The 15,712-nt window shown below is 50.9% G+C and carries 13 protein-coding genes and 1 pseudogene; 8 read left to right on the forward strand and 6 right to left on the reverse strand.

Translation table 11 applies throughout. From position 1 onward, the window contains the following. Positions 1 to 57: 57 nt before the first annotated feature. The 3 genes from E0L21_RS10400 to E0L21_RS10410 are packed head-to-tail and all read right to left on the reverse strand — an operon-like array spanning position 58 to position 3,237. Positions 58 to 969 carry an HlyD family efflux transporter periplasmic adaptor subunit gene (locus tag E0L21_RS10400; RefSeq protein WP_131409184.1) on the reverse strand — a complete coding sequence of 304 codons (912 nt, stop codon included), beginning with the start codon at positions 967 to 969 and terminating at the stop codon, positions 58 to 60. Continuing rightward, positions 966 to 1,181, reverse strand: coding sequence for a DUF1656 domain-containing protein (locus tag E0L21_RS10405; protein WP_131409187.1), 216 nt, complete (start codon positions 1,179 to 1,181; stop codon positions 966 to 968). Before E0L21_RS10405 ends, E0L21_RS10400 begins: the two co-directional genes overlap by 4 nt. Next, positions 1,174 to 3,237, reverse strand: coding sequence for an FUSC family protein (locus tag E0L21_RS10410; RefSeq protein ID WP_131409438.1), 2,064 nt, complete (start codon positions 3,235 to 3,237; stop codon positions 1,174 to 1,176). The genes E0L21_RS10405 and E0L21_RS10410 overlap by 8 nt, the downstream gene beginning before the upstream one ends. 77 nt (positions 3,238 to 3,314) lie before the next feature. On the opposite strand from E0L21_RS10410, the gene E0L21_RS10415 reads away from it, so the two are divergent. Then, positions 3,315 to 4,103 (forward strand): AraC family transcriptional regulator, encoded by a 789-nt coding sequence (locus E0L21_RS10415; RefSeq protein WP_131409189.1) that lies wholly within the window; start codon positions 3,315 to 3,317, stop codon positions 4,101 to 4,103. A 75-nt stretch (positions 4,104 to 4,178) separates the two neighbouring features. Here the strand turns inward: E0L21_RS10415 and E0L21_RS10420 are convergent, their stop codons facing one another. Continuing rightward, positions 4,179 to 4,529, reverse strand: coding sequence for a DUF1304 domain-containing protein (locus E0L21_RS10420; protein ID WP_131409191.1), 351 nt, complete (start codon positions 4,527 to 4,529; stop codon positions 4,179 to 4,181). 161 nt (positions 4,530 to 4,690) lie between these two features. Here E0L21_RS10420 and E0L21_RS10425 point away from each other — a divergent pair, with 161 nt between their 5' ends. Beyond that, positions 4,691 to 5,359, forward strand: a complete 669-nt coding sequence (locus E0L21_RS10425; protein ID WP_131409439.1) for a class I SAM-dependent methyltransferase — start codon at positions 4,691 to 4,693, stop codon at positions 5,357 to 5,359. 173 nt (positions 5,360 to 5,532) lie between these two features. Here the strand turns inward: E0L21_RS10425 and E0L21_RS10430 are convergent, their stop codons facing one another. After that, positions 5,533 to 6,492 carry a YbgA family protein gene (locus tag E0L21_RS10430; RefSeq protein WP_131409193.1) on the reverse strand — a complete coding sequence of 320 codons (960 nt, stop codon included), beginning with the start codon at positions 6,490 to 6,492 and terminating at the stop codon, positions 5,533 to 5,535. 31 nt (positions 6,493 to 6,523) lie between these two features. On the opposite strand from E0L21_RS10430, the gene E0L21_RS10435 reads away from it, so the two are divergent. Next, complete coding sequence (locus tag E0L21_RS10435; protein WP_131409195.1) at positions 6,524 to 6,718, forward strand: hypothetical protein; 195 nt, start codon at positions 6,524 to 6,526, stop codon at positions 6,716 to 6,718. 180 nt (positions 6,719 to 6,898) lie between these two features. On the opposite strand, the gene E0L21_RS10440 is transcribed toward E0L21_RS10435, so the two are convergent. After that, complete coding sequence (locus tag E0L21_RS10440) at positions 6,899 to 7,627, reverse strand: MerR family transcriptional regulator (protein ID WP_131409197.1); 729 nt, start codon at positions 7,625 to 7,627, stop codon at positions 6,899 to 6,901. A 118-nt stretch (positions 7,628 to 7,745) separates the two neighbouring features. On the opposite strand from E0L21_RS10440, the gene E0L21_RS10445 reads away from it, so the two are divergent. The 5 genes and pseudogenes from E0L21_RS10445 (at position 7,746) to E0L21_RS10465 (ending at position 15,455) form a co-directional block, all read left to right on the forward strand. Continuing rightward, positions 7,746 to 8,270 carry a lipocalin family protein gene (locus E0L21_RS10445; protein ID WP_131409199.1) on the forward strand — a complete coding sequence of 175 codons (525 nt, stop codon included), beginning with the start codon at positions 7,746 to 7,748 and terminating at the stop codon, positions 8,268 to 8,270. Positions 8,271 to 8,837: 567 nt separating this feature from the next. Next, positions 8,838 to 9,085, forward strand: a pseudogene (locus E0L21_RS10450) (Arm DNA-binding domain-containing protein); the annotation flags it as partial. A gap of 545 nt (positions 9,086 to 9,630) precedes the next feature. After that, positions 9,631 to 11,940 (forward strand): tellurite resistance TerB family protein, encoded by a 2,310-nt coding sequence (locus E0L21_RS10455; protein ID WP_131409201.1) that lies wholly within the window; start codon positions 9,631 to 9,633, stop codon positions 11,938 to 11,940. A gap of 3 nt (positions 11,941 to 11,943) precedes the next feature. Continuing rightward, entirely contained in the window at positions 11,944 to 13,260 is a 1,317-nt protein-coding gene (locus E0L21_RS10460; RefSeq protein WP_131409203.1) for an ATP-binding protein, read from the forward strand. Further along, positions 13,257 to 15,455, forward strand: coding sequence for a DEAD/DEAH box helicase (locus E0L21_RS10465; RefSeq protein ID WP_131409205.1), 2,199 nt, complete (start codon positions 13,257 to 13,259; stop codon positions 15,453 to 15,455). The genes E0L21_RS10460 and E0L21_RS10465 overlap by 4 nt, the downstream gene beginning before the upstream one ends. The last annotated feature ends 257 nt before the right edge of the window (positions 15,456 to 15,712 follow it).

Raw genomic sequence — 15,712 nt, forward strand, 5'->3', positions numbered from 1 at the left:
TCCGCTGGCGCTGATCTGCCAGCGGACAAAATAGTAAGACTCCCTTCGACGCTTTGGTTATTCGCCGGTTATTCGTGTGAGTAATGACCGGGACGTTTTCCGCCCGGAAGGTTCCACCGACACGCTGGCGGATAAACCCGCCACTAACTCCACGCCCGCGGGCAGCTTGTCGATATGAATACGGACCGGAACGCGCTGCGCAAGTCGCACCCAGTTAAAGGTGGGGTTGACGTCTGGCAGGCCAAGACCGCCCGTTTCGTCGTTGCTGTCGCCGATGCCGTGCCCGATGCTCTCAACGTGACCGGTGATGACGGGCTCAAATCCCATCAGCGCGATGTGCGCGCGATTTCCGACATGAATATGCCGCAGTTTTGTCTCCTCAAAATAGCCCACCACCCAGAAACTGTTCGCATCAATGATGGCCACTTTAGTTTCGCCGGCGGTGGCGTAGTCGCCTGGGCGCAGCCTGAGATGCGTGACATAGCCCGCTACCGGCGCGCGCACCGTGGCATGCGCTAAATTAAGCTGTGCCAGTTCCAGCGCCGCCAGCGCGCCGTGATAGTTTGCCGCCGCGATGCTGGCCGCACTGCCGGTTTGTTGTAAGTCTTCGCTGGAGATCACGCCTTTGATCTGTGAACGCCTTGTCGCCGCATCCTGGCGCATTAACATCTCATGACGTTTCGCCTCGACATCCGCCTGCGCGCTGGCCACCGCCAGCTTCAGCCAGTGCGGATCAATCGAATAGAGCACATCGCCACGATTAACCCACTGGTTATCACGAACGGCGACATTTGCCACCGGCCCGGAAACATCCGGCGCTATTTGCACCACATCAGCACGCACCCGGCCATCACGGGTCCAGGGACGCTGCGCGTAATGTTTCCACATCATGTAAGCGAGGAGGGTTGCCACCAGCACGGCGCTTAACGTCAGTGCATAACGGCTCAAAAGAGAAAAAAAGGATTTCATACGACTAACCCCAGCGCGTTCAGCCCCTGCATGAGCAGGAAAAAAGTAACAATGTAAGTGGAAAAACTCATCAGCGGACGCAAGGGCAAACGACGATAGCGCCTGCTGAAAGTGAAAAGAGGTAGCCATAACAGCGTGCAGAACAGGGCCGCAAGGGCGATAACCAGCAGTCCGGGGATGTAAACGCCACCGAGATTAATGTCATTAATCATCGACGCACCCCGCGTGCTGTTCGCTTAATGCGCAGTGCAGATCAACCAGACCGTCAACGAGCTGGCGCGACTGTTCATGGGGCTGCAGGGATGAGAGACCAATCATGGCCTGAATCCGCTGACGTAACGCACTGGTTGGTATATCGCGGGCAAGCAGAGAAAGGATCTCGCCAATTTCATGGGCTTTTTTGCGATCTTTCTGCGCCTGAAAACGGCGCAAGTGCATCACGGAAAGGCCAATGCGCAACGAGTGCAACATCTGGTTAAGCGTTTGCTCTGCGGAGTGCCCGCTCCGCTGCAAGCGCGGCAGTAACAACGCGGTCCGGTCGATCATCAGATTGGTCCAGTAAGTTTCATCGGGTTTGAATACACCTTTCACGCTGCGTCGAACGTCACGTCGGCAGACGCGTAGCAAGCGTTCAATGGCGGCGTCAGCCTGCACAGTTTGTAGCAAGCTCATACTGACCATCGCAAAGCCGGTTGCGGCAAAGAGCGCGATGGCGGTATTGACGGCCACGGCGAAATCTCCGCTGTAGTGGGCCCCCAACTCGCACAAAATAGGCAGTGTCAGGGTGATCCCCATGGCCATGAACGTAGTGGCTGGTCGAGCCTGCAACGATCCCGCCAGCAAATATGCCGGTGCGAGCACCGCAACCAGCACCGAAAACTCAGTCACCCCAGGCAGCAGGGCGAAGCTGTAGAGCAGGCTTATCATTACGCCCCAGGCGGAACCAATCATATATTTAACAATATGTGGCGCCGGGGTATCGAAACTGCCAAACAGCGTGCAGCAGACCCCGAGAATAGACACCGCCGTACCGCCATCGGGCCAGGCTGAGTCAATCCAAATCAGGCAACCACTCAGTATGATGATAAAAGCACCCAGCGCAGTGCGCGCCGCTGACCGGCTGTCGCGGTGGAACACATAGCCTTTCGCCGGTTTATCTTCGGCCTGTATTTGCGCCGGTTTTGCGTGCGCGAGTGCGTCCGCGAGCCGTTCGCATTGCAGCAACAGGATAATGGCCTCATAAAGGTGACGGACAAAGTTCATCTGGAGCGCGGTTTCAAAGGTCAGCGTCTCTGCGGCGGCGAGCTGCTTGCTTAGCGCTGCACTGCGTTCTGCCAGCGCTTGCCCGGTTATTTTCCGTTTCGCTGTATCTTCCCCGGTGAGCCAGTTCTGCATTTCTTCCTGCAGCGTCCGTATGTCGTCGGGCAGCGCAGTGATCATCAACAGGCGATCGTGTAATTCACCGCTAACGATTAACAAACGCGCCAGCTTGTCATGCAGCGCTTTTCGCGCATGGCGAACAGGTGCCGAGAAGGCAAAGTCGTAGGGAATATGGTGGCTCAGGCCTTGCAGGAACTGTAACGCCAGCGCCAATCGCAGATTAGCGGCCGCTTCGTTGGCACTTCCCGCCAACGTGTCTGCCAGCATCTGACGTGCAGAATTCAGTGTTTGCGCGATTTTGCTGTTGAACAGGCCGGAGATTCGTTTTGGCAACACATAACGGTGAATCAGTGCCGCGCAGAAGATGCCAATCCCGATCTCTTGCACACGAACAATGGCGGTATCGAAAATCTCACCGGGGTGAAATACCGCCGGAAAACCAATCAGACTCGCCGTGTAACCGGCCAGCACAAAGGCGTAGGCGCGGGGTGTGCGTTCAAGCAGCGATAAATACAGGCAAAAGGTGATCCAGCCGGTGAGTACCACGCTACAAAAAATCGGCATGTTCACAAAAGTCGGCACAATCAACACCGTCGCGCCGGCACCAATGATGGTACCGGCTAATCGGTAGACGCTCCTGCTCAGTGACGCGCCAACCGAGGTTTGCGACACAATGTAAACGGTAATGATCGCCCAGGAGGGTTTTTCAAGGCCTATCGATAAGGCGATGTAATAAGCGAGCATTGCCGCAGCAAAACTCTTGGCAGAATAGAGTAGGGCACTGGCATCGTCCCGTAAGGTGAATGAGGCCAGCGCGCCACCCGTACGATGAAGCGCAACAGAAATTGCCCGCAAAAAGCGGCAGTGAGAGAAGGCTATTTTGTTCATGCCGGGAAGTATTACCGGCTTGCGCATGCCATTAAATACTTTATTCTGTCAAAAAATACCTAAATGTTGCCAATCGTATGAAGCCTAATTACGCCACGACCGTGTTTGACCCCGATGATACGCACAGCCCGGCCGTCGCGCGCCGTCTTGACTTCGTTGATTACGAAGCCGAAGTGCCAATACATACGCATCGCAAAGGGCAATTAATCATTGCGCTGTATGGCGCGGTTATCTGTCGTGCGGAAAATGAGATCTGGATAGTGCCGCCGCACTGCGCAGTATGGATCCCCGGCGGGGTTCCTCACAGCGCCAGCGCCACCTGGAACGCACATCTGAATTATCTTTTTATTGAACCTGGAGCCGCAGCACTGCCAAATCATTGCTGTACGCTGGCCATTTCCCAGTTGATTAAAGAATTAGTTGATCGTTTAACCCGTGAACGTGTCGATTATCCGCCAGATAGCCACGCAGCGAGGCTAACCCGGGTCACGCTTGATGAATTGGCCACCATGCCGCAGCAGAACTTCAATTTACCGGTGTCTGCGCATGCCAAAATACGCGCCATGGCCGATACGCTGGTGAGCCATCCGGAAGATCGCAGCACCTTTAAAGAGTGGGCGAAACGCCTCGCGCTGAGCGAGCGCTCATTGGCGCGCTTGATGTTGCGTGAGACGGGGCTGACGTTTGGGCGATGGCGTCAACAACTCCATTTGATTATTGCGCTGCAGGCGTTAGCCAGCGGCGAATCAGTGCAAAACGTGGCGACAAAACTCGGTTATGAATCCGTTAATGCCTTTATCACCATGTTCAGAAAAACGATGGGCAGCACGCCAGCACACTACTTTGCCGAACGAAAAACGCCGTAGCCTGCAAACGTGAATAACCGTTTTGGCTGCCAGGCCGTTTGTAACAGGCCTGGCGCTTGCAAGCAGGAACAACATTTACGGCACCAGCAGGGCAATTAATGCAAGCAGTGCCGGAAGTGCTTGTACATAGAGTATTTTTCGGCTGGCTGTGACAGCACCGAAAATCCCGGCAATCAGCACGCAGATCAGGAAAAAGAGGGTGACAGGCACGCCGCTTGCACCCAGCCATAATCCCCAACATAGCCCCGCCGCCAGAAAGCCGTTATACAGCCCCTGGTTCGCAGCCAGCACGCGGGTGTCGCGCGCAAACTCCGCGCTAAGATTAAAGGCTTTGCGGCCTGTTTTGGTGTCCCACAAAAACATTTCGAGCACCAGAATGTACAGATGAATGGCAGCGACAATCGCAACGAGAACAGTAGCTAACACAGGAAACCTTACTGGATAAGGGCAGGTGACGTGGAGTATAGATAATTGCGGCAACTGGTGCAGCGAGCACGATGAGGATTATGTCGTTTTTCGTGGCTCATCGCATTTTGCCCCATTGACAATATGACTGACGACAGGCTTGAGCAAGGTAGCGGTTGATGATGAACATCTACGAAAAACAGTATCGGGAACTGATAGCAAATGGAGAAGCCGCCTGGGCTGGGGGCGGTTATCTTCGGGCGAAAGAACAACAGCAGCAGATTTTTTCATGGCTTGAGGAGCACCAGTACCTCCCGCAACCTGGCGCAACAGTGCTTGAGTTGGGTTGTGGCAATGGCGCGATGGCCGCGCAATATTTTGCGCAACGAGGTGACGATGTCTGGGGCGTGGATTTCGCGCAGACGGCGATTCACTGGGCTGAGGACCGTTTCAAACAATCAGGGTTGTGCGCGCGCTTTTGGGTCGGAGATGTCTGCCACCTTCCTCAGTGCAAAGAGGCCATGTTTGATCTGATTATTGATGGCAGCTGTTTGCACTGCCTGATCGGGGATGCCAGGCCACGCTGTTTTGCTGAAGTGCGACGATTGCTCAAACCCGCAGGGTATTTCGTTGTCAGCTCGATGTGCGGGATGCCGCGCTTTCAAGAAGACAGGGAGAATTACGATACCGAACACCATTATTTGCTCAGAGAGGGTCAACCCTGGCGCACGTTAAAACCACTCCCGGCCTTAGTGGAGGAGCTGCAGCAGGCACAATTCACCGTGCTGGCAAGCCACGTTAATCCTAACCCGTGGTGGGATCATGCGACCTTAGTCTGCTCAGCGCATTGACCTGCTGGGATTGATTTACCTCGACGTGCTAAGGCGAAATATCCATCATGGCATGCGGCAACCGCTGGCCGTTGCGTGACGCGCCGCGAAAAAAAAGACGACAAGAGATGTCGTCTAAATGTGGAACGTGAGGAGCCCGTATCAGGGTCATTCGAGCTTTCTTTTCATGGTATTCAGTTGACGGTCAGACGTAGCCCAAGCACGTCCGGGTAGGGGGAAAAGTAATTTTGTTTTGCCAGGTAACGATCCGGGTACTCGGCCAGATAATGCTTCAGTAGCGTTATTGGCGCGAGGATCGGCAACAACCCGTTGCGATAATGGAGGATCACATCGCGCAGCTCGCCCCGCTGGCGGCTATTCAAATGCTCACGGAAGTAGCCCTGAATGTGCATCAGCACGTTGGTATGATTTTTCCGCGACGCGGTTTTTTTCAGGATGGTCATCAGTTTTTCGCGGTATGCCACAAAGAAGGCGTCCGGGTCTTCCCACTCGTGCAGTGAGGCGACGAAGGGGCCAATCTCCCGGTAACCGGCCTGGTCGTGTGCCAGCAACTGGAGCTTGTAGCGGCTGTGGTAGTCCAGCAGTGCGCGGCGGGTCAGACCGTTAGCCTTGAGTGTGTTGAGCTCATGCAGAGCGAAAACGCGCTCGACAAAGTTTTCCCGCAAAAGCGGATCGTGCAGGCGACCGTCTTCTTCAACCGGCAACCACGGGAAGTGTTCCAGCAATGCGCCGGTAAAAAGACCCACACCCTCTTTACGCCCGCGATTGCCTTTTTCATCATACAGCCGCACGCGCTCCATGCCGCAGCTCGGTGATTTGGCACAGACGATAAAACCGGATAACGCGCTCACTTGCGGAAGATAGGCCTGAGTAAAATCGACCATTTTCTGTGTCACATCTTCATGCGGCGCATGGCTGAAGCGCATGCTGAGCGCTGAATCACTGCTCTGAACCAGACGCAGTGCCGGGCGAGGCACGGGCAGGCCGATAGACATTTCAGGGCACACCGGTTTGAACGTCACCCACTGTGCCAGTTCGTCCATCACAAAACCCACGCGTTTGTGCCCGCCGTCAAAGCGTACCGCCGAGCCGGTTAAACATCCGCTGATGCCAATGATGGGTTGAGTGTTCATGAGGTTATCCTCTTATTACTGCGCGTGATGGATGAAGAAAAATGTCGCTCTGCAAATGGTCGTGGCGGATTTCGTCATCCCGGTTGTATTACGTACAGCCCTGCAAAAACATCCTGTAACTGCTGCCGATGCTGTTCACCGGCCTGCTGTAACGCCAGGTAATGCCTTACCCCCTGCGGAAGCGAACTCATGCATCTTTTCGGAGGCGTTAAATAGCATGGTGTAACGGCATACTTCAAACTTACACAATTAAATTTATTTGTCCAAGTTTTGCTGGCGATATTTTTTATTTGGCAATAAATTCAAAGCATTGTTACTGGCGTTATTATGCGTTTTTTATGACTGTGGCAGATCCGCAACGTTTCACGGTTGTGTCGCGAAGCGGTGCCAGCGGGGAGGATCGGATTTAGAGTGAGATAACCTCGAGGGAAACGACAGAGGACTGCCAGAGCGCGATCTGCTTTTTACGTGCGGCGGAGAGTGTGCCCGTGGTGACCAGCAGCCACTTTCGCTGCGGGAAAATCTCCGGGGCCAGCGTGGCGGGCGGCACAGGAAGCACGTCGATACGGTGACCTTGGCCGGTACGTTTAAGCGCTTCGAGCCAGATTTCACACGGGTCGGTAAGGTGCCATCCGGTAATGAGATAGTTATCGCCCGGCGCCTTTCTGTCCCCTTCGAGGCAAAATGAGGTGTAGGAGAGGATGATGCCGTCCAGAATTTCGCGCAGGGTCATCATCGCCGGGATATTGGCTGACACTTTGCTGCGCAGCGGACGCAATACTTCAGTGACCAGCTCCGGCCGCGGGTATTCGCGGCCTGAATCGTAAATCAGCTGACGCAGGGATTCGATTTTTCCCTCTTTCAGCCGCTGCAACATGCTCTCCTGCAGGGTGAGCCAGTTGTTTGTCCTGTGCGTTTCCGGACGCGCCAGCAGGGGTTTCACCTGGCTTACCGGAACCCCTTTTTTTACCCAGTCGAGGATTTTCAGTGCCTGCTGGACATCATCATCGCTATACAGCCGGTGACCGCCCCCGGTGCGCATCGGCTTAAGCAGGCCGTAACGACGCTGCCACGCACGCAGCGTTGTCGGGGTTATCCCGCAAAGTTGAGCAAATTCGCCGATGGAGTAAGACATGAGGGAAACCTGATAATAGAGAATGCTCTCAATATACTACGAATAGTAATGGGTTGAATGAAGAGCGGAGCGTTTGCACTACACTTTACTCCCAACCGCGACGATGAAAGGCGTTCTCATGAAGCTATGGCCTGTGGTGACCGGTGTTGCTATCGCGTTGACACTGGTTGCCTGCAAATCCCCCACGCCGCCAAAAGGGATTCAGCCGATCACTGGCTTTGACGCCAGCCGTTATCTTGGCAAATGGTATGAAATCGCCCGCCTGGAGAATCGCTTCGAACGCGGGCTGGAACAGGTGACGGCCACCTACGGCAAGCGCAGCGACGGGGGCATCAGCGTACTTAATCGCGGCTATGATCCGCTGAAAAACAAGTGGAGCCAGAGCGAAGGCAAAGCCTATTTCACCGGCGAACCCACGACAGCTGCGCTGAAAGTCTCTTTCTTTGGCCCATTTTACGGCGGCTATAACGTCATTAAGCTTGACGATGATTACCAGTACGCGCTGGTGAGTGGCCCGAACCGCGATTATTTGTGGATCCTGTCACGCACGCCAACGCTGCCCGAGGCGGTGAAACAAGATTACCTGAATACGGCGCGAGGTCTCGGTTTCCGGGTTGATCAACTGGTGTGGGTGAATCAGTAACAGGGCGTTAAAAACATACCTCATGTTGCGCTGAAAAAACGCTCGTCGGTGGGGATTATCTACTGGCGAGTCAGCCGCGTAGTTCAAAATGTCGGGGTTCGGCTTTTTCAGGCAGCAGGGGATTTTAGCTGCGCTGTCGTGAGATTGTATGAGATGTCATGAAAACAAAAATCCACGCAAGCGCGTGGATTTTATAGATTTTTGTGGCTTTCATGAGATTCGATTAAACCTCATGAGACAACACATTTTATTTAGACGTTGAACCGTGATTTTAATTATATTTTATTGATATTTAAGTTTTATATAAAAATTAATCTTCAGAATACTCATTCTTGTACTCATTTTGGAGTTGGCTTACTTTCGTAAGGCGAAGGTCGTAGGTTCTACTCCTATTATCGCACCAATCAAGCATCTCTCAAAGTCTACTCCAGTTCACTGAAAACCCTTATAATCAGCATCTTCCAGCTCTCGCTTGTATTCTGACGTCTACTGACACCCCCCAAAATCTACATGCATATGGGGGTACATTTTGGGTATGTGCTGTTCGGTCTTATGGATATACCCCCAGTGAAACTTAACGCCCGTCAGGTTGATACCGCAAAGCCAAAAGATGAACCTTACAAACTCTCTGATGGTGGGGGACTTTACCTTTTGATTATTGGCGGCTTAAGTACCGTGTTGCTGGCAAGGAGAAGTTGCTTGCTCTTGGGGTTTATCCCGACGTGACTTTGGCTGAAGCTCGTAGTAAACGTGAAGAGGCTAAAAGGGGCATTGCTGTTGGGATTGCCCCCAATGTAGCGAAGAGAGAAGAGAGAAGAGAGAAGAGAAACTAGCCCGATGCCCTCATTGCCGAATCAGCCTACCGAGAATTTTTGCAGAGAGATCCGACGCTGCTAACCAATCAGAGACAAAAGGTACAGGAGGAAATCCGTGCTCAAGAAGTTGAACGTCACCAGCGAAGGAATTTTATACAGAAACTTGCTGTGTGGTTTGTTCGTGTCACTAGAGTATGAAATGCATTCTGCACGGTTCGCCATCGGTGAGCTCATTTCCCGTTAGCAGAGTCAGTTCTGACAGCAAATAGATAAGGATAATTGCCGCCAGTTCTGCATCCATGTAACAGCTACACGTATGTTTATGCAGAACCAATTCAACTTCATTCTGATGCGAATGACCCACAAGCATTCGCATGCCTTCAAAATTTCTGCTTGAAAAGCATGCTTAATCAATGAATTAATTTTGATTGCATTTTGGTTTGAACCCTTGCGATTTAGACGTATTATTTTGAGATTAATCCACTTGCCCAACCTTCATTGCTGCTTGTGAGTGTGCGTGAGGAATGATTTTAAGGTTATATATCATGGAGTTATTGAAGTTTCTGGCGGCGATTTTAGTAATTTACTTGTTGTTTTTTAGAAAGAAAAAACGTAAATCTCCAAAGTCTTATGCTTCAAGCCCCGTGAAAGCACCGCCAAAAGAATGGCTCGCTGACATCAAGAAAAAAGAGGCGGTTGTGCGAAACGATGATAGTGAAGACGATAACCTTGCAACTTTTACATTGAGCGGTGGCCGGGGTGTTGAACTTCGGGTGACAACCAATCATTACCGGAACACCTCAAAGTCAGCAGGTGCACTAGCTCGATGGGTACTTCCGGGTGAGATGATAACTGTAGCTGGTGTAGCAATTAGCGGTGGCCACATTTACGTGGGGCAACGTATGAAGCCATCCGGTCAGGAATCAGGCGGCTATTATGACGATGGAAGTGAGGCATCATTAATTGATGACACATGTAAGATAAAACCTACTTCTTATCTTTACGAGGACAGTTCATTAGGATACTGGCCCAGTTTTTCCTCTCTTTCCCCAGAAGCACGCGGTGCATATGTCAGTTGGCTCGCCAGCGATAGGTCTGATCCATCGTGTCCTATCGGCTATGTTTTTATCTACCTTTACGGCCTGGAAAGAAAAGCGCTCGTAGATTCCACTGACCCAAAATTCCCTGATGCTGAGTTCCGTAATCTGTTCAATGAAGTCGCTCGGTTAAGATCGGTATTCATTGAGAACCGCTCATTCCGTGGATATTCGGCCCAATTACTCGAAGCCATGTCTATTCTGCGCCCGAACATGGGCTTAGCCACTGAGCTCGATAGCAATTCAGGTTTCAGCAACAGCATGCAATTTAAGCTGGCTCTGGCAAAAACTGTACATGAAGGAGTTCCTGTATCAGCTGAACTGGCGTTGAACTGGGTAATAAACCACACCGAGTATTCGCTGCGTACCCCGGCTCGCCGCTGTGCTAAAGAGTTTGCTGCGCTTTTCAAACGGCGTTACACCCTCAAATATGGTGAAGGGATGGTCGTTAAGGCGAATAAAACGCGCCTAAGGTTAGATTACACACCAGCAAGTCCTAGTTTGCGAGGTGTTCGACTTCCTGTTCCCGACCTGCCTGATCCAAGTGCGTTGAAGAGCCCTGTCCAGAAAATTATGGCTCTTGCCGACATATGTACGGATGAACTTGATGCTTATAGTCGCTACCTTGGTAGGAAAGGTACGTCAGTCAATGATACGGCTGCAATTATGTTGCTCCCTTCAGAGATTGTTAATGAAAGCGCAGAAAAAATATTAAGCTCATTCAAACGCTGGGCTGATGAGGCGATCCTCGTCAAGGAGGGGTTAGTCTCAGTTGCTGACTTTTGGGCACATATGAATGCCAGTTGCCCCAATAAGATCAATAAAAAAGAGGCCGATTTGATGCAGGCCTTTGCTCTGAAGATGGGTTACGGTCTGGCACCTGACCCGTATTATCACCATGTGAAGGCGGATGTTGATGGGACACTTGTTCTATTCCCTGCCGCCGAAGGTGGACGCTTCTCACCTTCTCCTGAATTTATCTCAGCAGTAATGACGCTCAGATTAGGGGCGATGGTCGCCTTGATTGACGATTCTCTTGATCAAGCTGAACAGAAAGTGCTTGAGAATGCCATCAACAACAATACTGGCTTCACCGATGATGAAAAACGCTCTCTACATGCGTATTTAACGTGGCAACTTCATACCCCAGCCAATATGACAGGAATGAAAAGCAGGATTGAGTTGATGGGGGCCGCGGAAAAAGCTGCTGTGGGTAAAGTTATCGTTAGTGTTGCCTGTTCGGATGGGACAATAGCGCCTTCCGAAATCAAACAGCTTGAGAAGATTTATTCAAGTTTGGGGCTGGATCCCTCATCTGTCTCGAGCAATATCCATCAGCATTCCGCAACTGAACATGATCTCGTCTCGTCTGTACCAACTGATCAGCCAGCATCAGGGTTCACACTGGATGCTAATGTACTTGCCCGCCACGAATCTGCCACGGATGATGTTCGTAAATTGCTGAACACAATTTTCACCGAAGAAGAACCGGAAGAGCCAGAAAGCGCTCCAGTCTCATTAACGGAGGCGGGGGGCCTTGACTCCGCACATAGCCAGCTTTATCGCAGTTTGCTGGAGAAAGAACAGTGGTCCCGGAAAGAGGCGACAGAATTGTGCGGAAATTTGAATTTGATGCTCGGCGGTGCGCTTGAGGTGATCAATGACTGGTCCTATGCGGTGGTTGATGCTCCGGTGCTGGACGATGCCGATGATGATATCTGGGTTGACCTGGAAATTGCCAAAGAATTAGAGGGATAGTGAATGTCTGTAACACGTATAAGAGTGAAAGAACGCGATGCTATTATTCAGTCACTTAAGTCAGGTGTAACGCCAAGGATAGGCATTCAGCATATCCAGGTTGGCCGCGTGAATGAAATCACTGCTCTCCATCAGGATATTGAGAGGATTGCTGACGGTGGTGCAAGCTTCAGACTTATCATCGGTGAGTATGGTTCTGGTAAAACGTTCTTTCTGAGTGTTGTGCGCTCTATTGCTCTAGAGAAAAAGCTGGTGTCAGTCAGTGCTGACCTTTCTCCTGACAGACGTATTCACTCATCTGGAGGTCAGGCTCGTAATCTCTACTCAGAGCTTATGAAAAACATGTCCACCAGAAACAAGCCTGATGGTAATGCGTTACTTAGCGTTGTTGAAAGGTTCGTTACGGAGGCAAGAAAGGAAGCTGACACGGACGGCTCCGAGGTTTCATTAGTTATTCATAAGCGCCTGGCTGCCCTGTCAGATATGGTGGGCGGATATGACTTTGCGAAGGTCATTGATGCATTCTGGCGGGGGCACGAACAGGATAATGAAACGCTAAAATCCAATGCCATTCGCTGGTTGCGGGGAGAGTACACCACCAAAACTGATGCCCGTAACGATCTAGACGTTCGGACTATTATCTCAGACGCTTCATTCTATGATTCTTTAAAGTTGATGAGCCTTTTTGTCCGCCAGGCAGGCTATGCCGGTCTTTTGGTCAGCCTCGACGAAATGGTGAACCTCTTTAAGCTGAATAATACGCAAGCAAGAACGGCGAACTACGAACAGATTTTGCGGATTCTGAATGACTGCCTGCAAGGCTCAGCCGAGAACATTGGTTTTATCCTCGGGGGTACGCCAGAGTTTCTTTTCGATCCGCGTAAAGGTCTTTACAGCTATGAGGCGCTCCAGTCGCGTCTGGCGGAAAACCGGTTCGCGCAAAAAGCAGGAGTGATTGACTACTCATCCCCCACTTTGCATCTTGCCAGCCTGACCCCTGAGGAACTGTATATTTTGCTGAGAAATCTTCGCCATGTTTATGCAGGCGGAGATCCAGAGAATTATCTGGTACCAGATGAGGCACTGACTGGATTTCTGCATCACTGTAGTAAAACCATTGGAGACGCTTACTTCCGTACCCCCCGTAATACCATAAAAGGTTTCCTGGATATGCTGGCCGTGCTGGAACAAAACAGAACGATGAACTGGCAAACACTAATCGAGGGTGTGGCGATTGAAGAGGACAGGCCCAGCGATATGGATGACGCCATTGCGGAGGAAAGCGATGACGACGACGGCCTGGCGAACTTCAAACTATGAGCAGTGCCTACGATAGTCTCGATCCCCGCGTCCGTAAGTGGGTTTACAAGCAGGGGTGGTCTTCATTAAGGCCTTTGCAGGAGAGTTCTATCCCGGCAATTTTAGCCCGTGATCGAGACGTGCTAATCAGTGCAGGTACAGCAGCGGGTAAAACAGAGGCTTTCTTTCTTCCTGCCTGTTCGGCAGTTGCAGATCTCACTAATGGATTTGGCATAATTTATATCAGCCCGTTGAAGGCATTGATTAACGATCAGCACCGTCGTCTTGAGAGCCTTGGAGATGCATTGGAAATGCCAGTGACTCCCTGGCACGGGGATGTATCACAAAGCAAAAAGAAGAAGGCTCGGACGAACCCTGCTGGCATTTTACTGATTACACCTGAGTCACTTGAGTCTTTGCTCATAAACTCAATGGGCTGGCTCAAACAGGCGTTTTCTTCAGTCGCATACATCGTTATTGATGAGTTTCATGCTTTTATAGGCTCAGAGCGTGGTGTACAGCTGCTTTCTCTGCTCAATAGAATTGAGCATGTGCTAGGACGCCAGGGAAATCCAATTCCCCGCGTTGCGTTGAGTGCCACGCTGGGGGAACTGGAGAAAGTGCCTGAACTGTTGCGCCCGGACAAACGACTCCCCTGCGTAACTGTTACAGATAGTAATAGCACGGCCACTCTTCAGGTACAGGTCAAAGGGTACCTGGAGCGCGTGATCCAAAAAGAGGAAGAACTTCAGAGTTCAGCTGAGCATGACGTTTGCGCTGACATTTTTAGACTTTGTCGTGGCGATTCTCATTTGGTCTTTGCAAACAGCCGAAAGCGCACTGAAAGCATTGCGGCAACGTTGAGCGACATGTGTGAGGAACAAATTGTACCGAATGAATTCTTTCCCCACCATGGTTCCCTTGCCAAGGAATTACGTGAGGCGCTTGAATCTCGTCTTCAGAAAGGAAATTTGCCCACAACAGCTGTTTGTACAATGACGCTCGAGTTGGGCATTGATATCGGTAAGGTTAAGTCGGTTATACAAGTTTCGCCTCCGCATTCTGTTTCCAGTCTGCGTCAGCGTATGGGACGTTCTGGGCGACGCGACTCCCCATCAGTTATGAGAATGCTAATTACAGAAAATGAGCTTACTGTAACTAGCAGCATCGTTGACCACCTACGGCTGCAGCTGATCCAGTCGATGGCAATGATCAGATTGATGATCTCTAAACAATGGTTTGAACCAGCTGATGCTCAACAGATGCATTACTCCACGCTCCTACACCAGATTCTTGCTATTACCGCACAATGGGGCGGAGTTCGTGCCGATCAGCTCTGGTCACAACTATGCCAGACAGGGCCGTTTAGAAATGTAGATTTGAACGATTTCAAAAGTCTGCTTAAACATATGGGAACATGTGGCCTGCTCACTCAACTTGCTAGCGGCGAAATGGTTGTTGGGGTAGAAGGGGAGAAACTGACTAACCATTACACTTTTTATGCCGTGTTCAATACACCAGAAGAGTTCCGCATTGTCACCGGAAACAGAACCCTTGGAACAGTGCCTGTGGACTCCCCACTGCTTCCAGACCAACACATCATCTTCGGTGGGCGGCGCTGGAAAGTAACAGAGATCGAGACAGAGAAAAAAGTTATCTATGTAGAGGCGACCAAGGGCGGTCAGCCACCACAATTTAGTGGGGGAGGAATGTCTGTTCATGATGCCGTTCGTCAGGAAATGCTCGCTATCTATAGGGAAGGTGATTACCGCATAGCAATAGGTAGCAAGAAAGTAGATTATGCCGATACTGCCGCCAGAAACCTATTTGCGGAAGGCTGTAGTAACTTTCAGCGTTATAACCTGCAAAATGAATATTTTATTACGAGTGGGCAACACTGTTACGTAATTCCCTGGATGGGGGATAAAGTTGTGAATACGATTACAGCCTTGCTCATACGTTGTGGCTTTAAAGCTAATTCTTTGGCAGGTGTTATCGAGATTGATGATGCAAGTGTAGCAACTGTTCAACAGGCGCTTAAAAAAATGCTGTTGTCAGGCTTACCATCTACATTTGATCTTGCGGCAGATGTTCCAGAAAAGTACTTGGATAAATATGACGAGTATTTACCTGAATCCCTGCTTGCTAAGGGATTTGGGCAAAAAGCATATGACATTGAAGGTACTCGTATTTGGTTAAAACAACACCTTCAGTAAACTGGTTACATAATAAGGGGGGGGCTCCCCCTAAGATTTAGGCCGATTTATGATTTCAATGTTCGCTCTTGGCTCGGATCTGCCAGAAGTCGAGGTCATAAGGTCTGCTTTGAGCGAAAACGGAACTTTCGAAAATTTTCTCTCTGCTAATTATGGCATTATCGGTATTGCCGTTTGTTAATTATCCGAGTACAGGTCACAATAAGCGCTCATATTTTCCAACCAACCAACCAACCAACCAACCAACCAACCAACCA

It is taken from the genome of Kosakonia quasisacchari, from assembly GCF_004331415.1.
GTDB lineage: Bacteria > Pseudomonadota > Gammaproteobacteria > Enterobacterales > Enterobacteriaceae > Kosakonia > Kosakonia quasisacchari.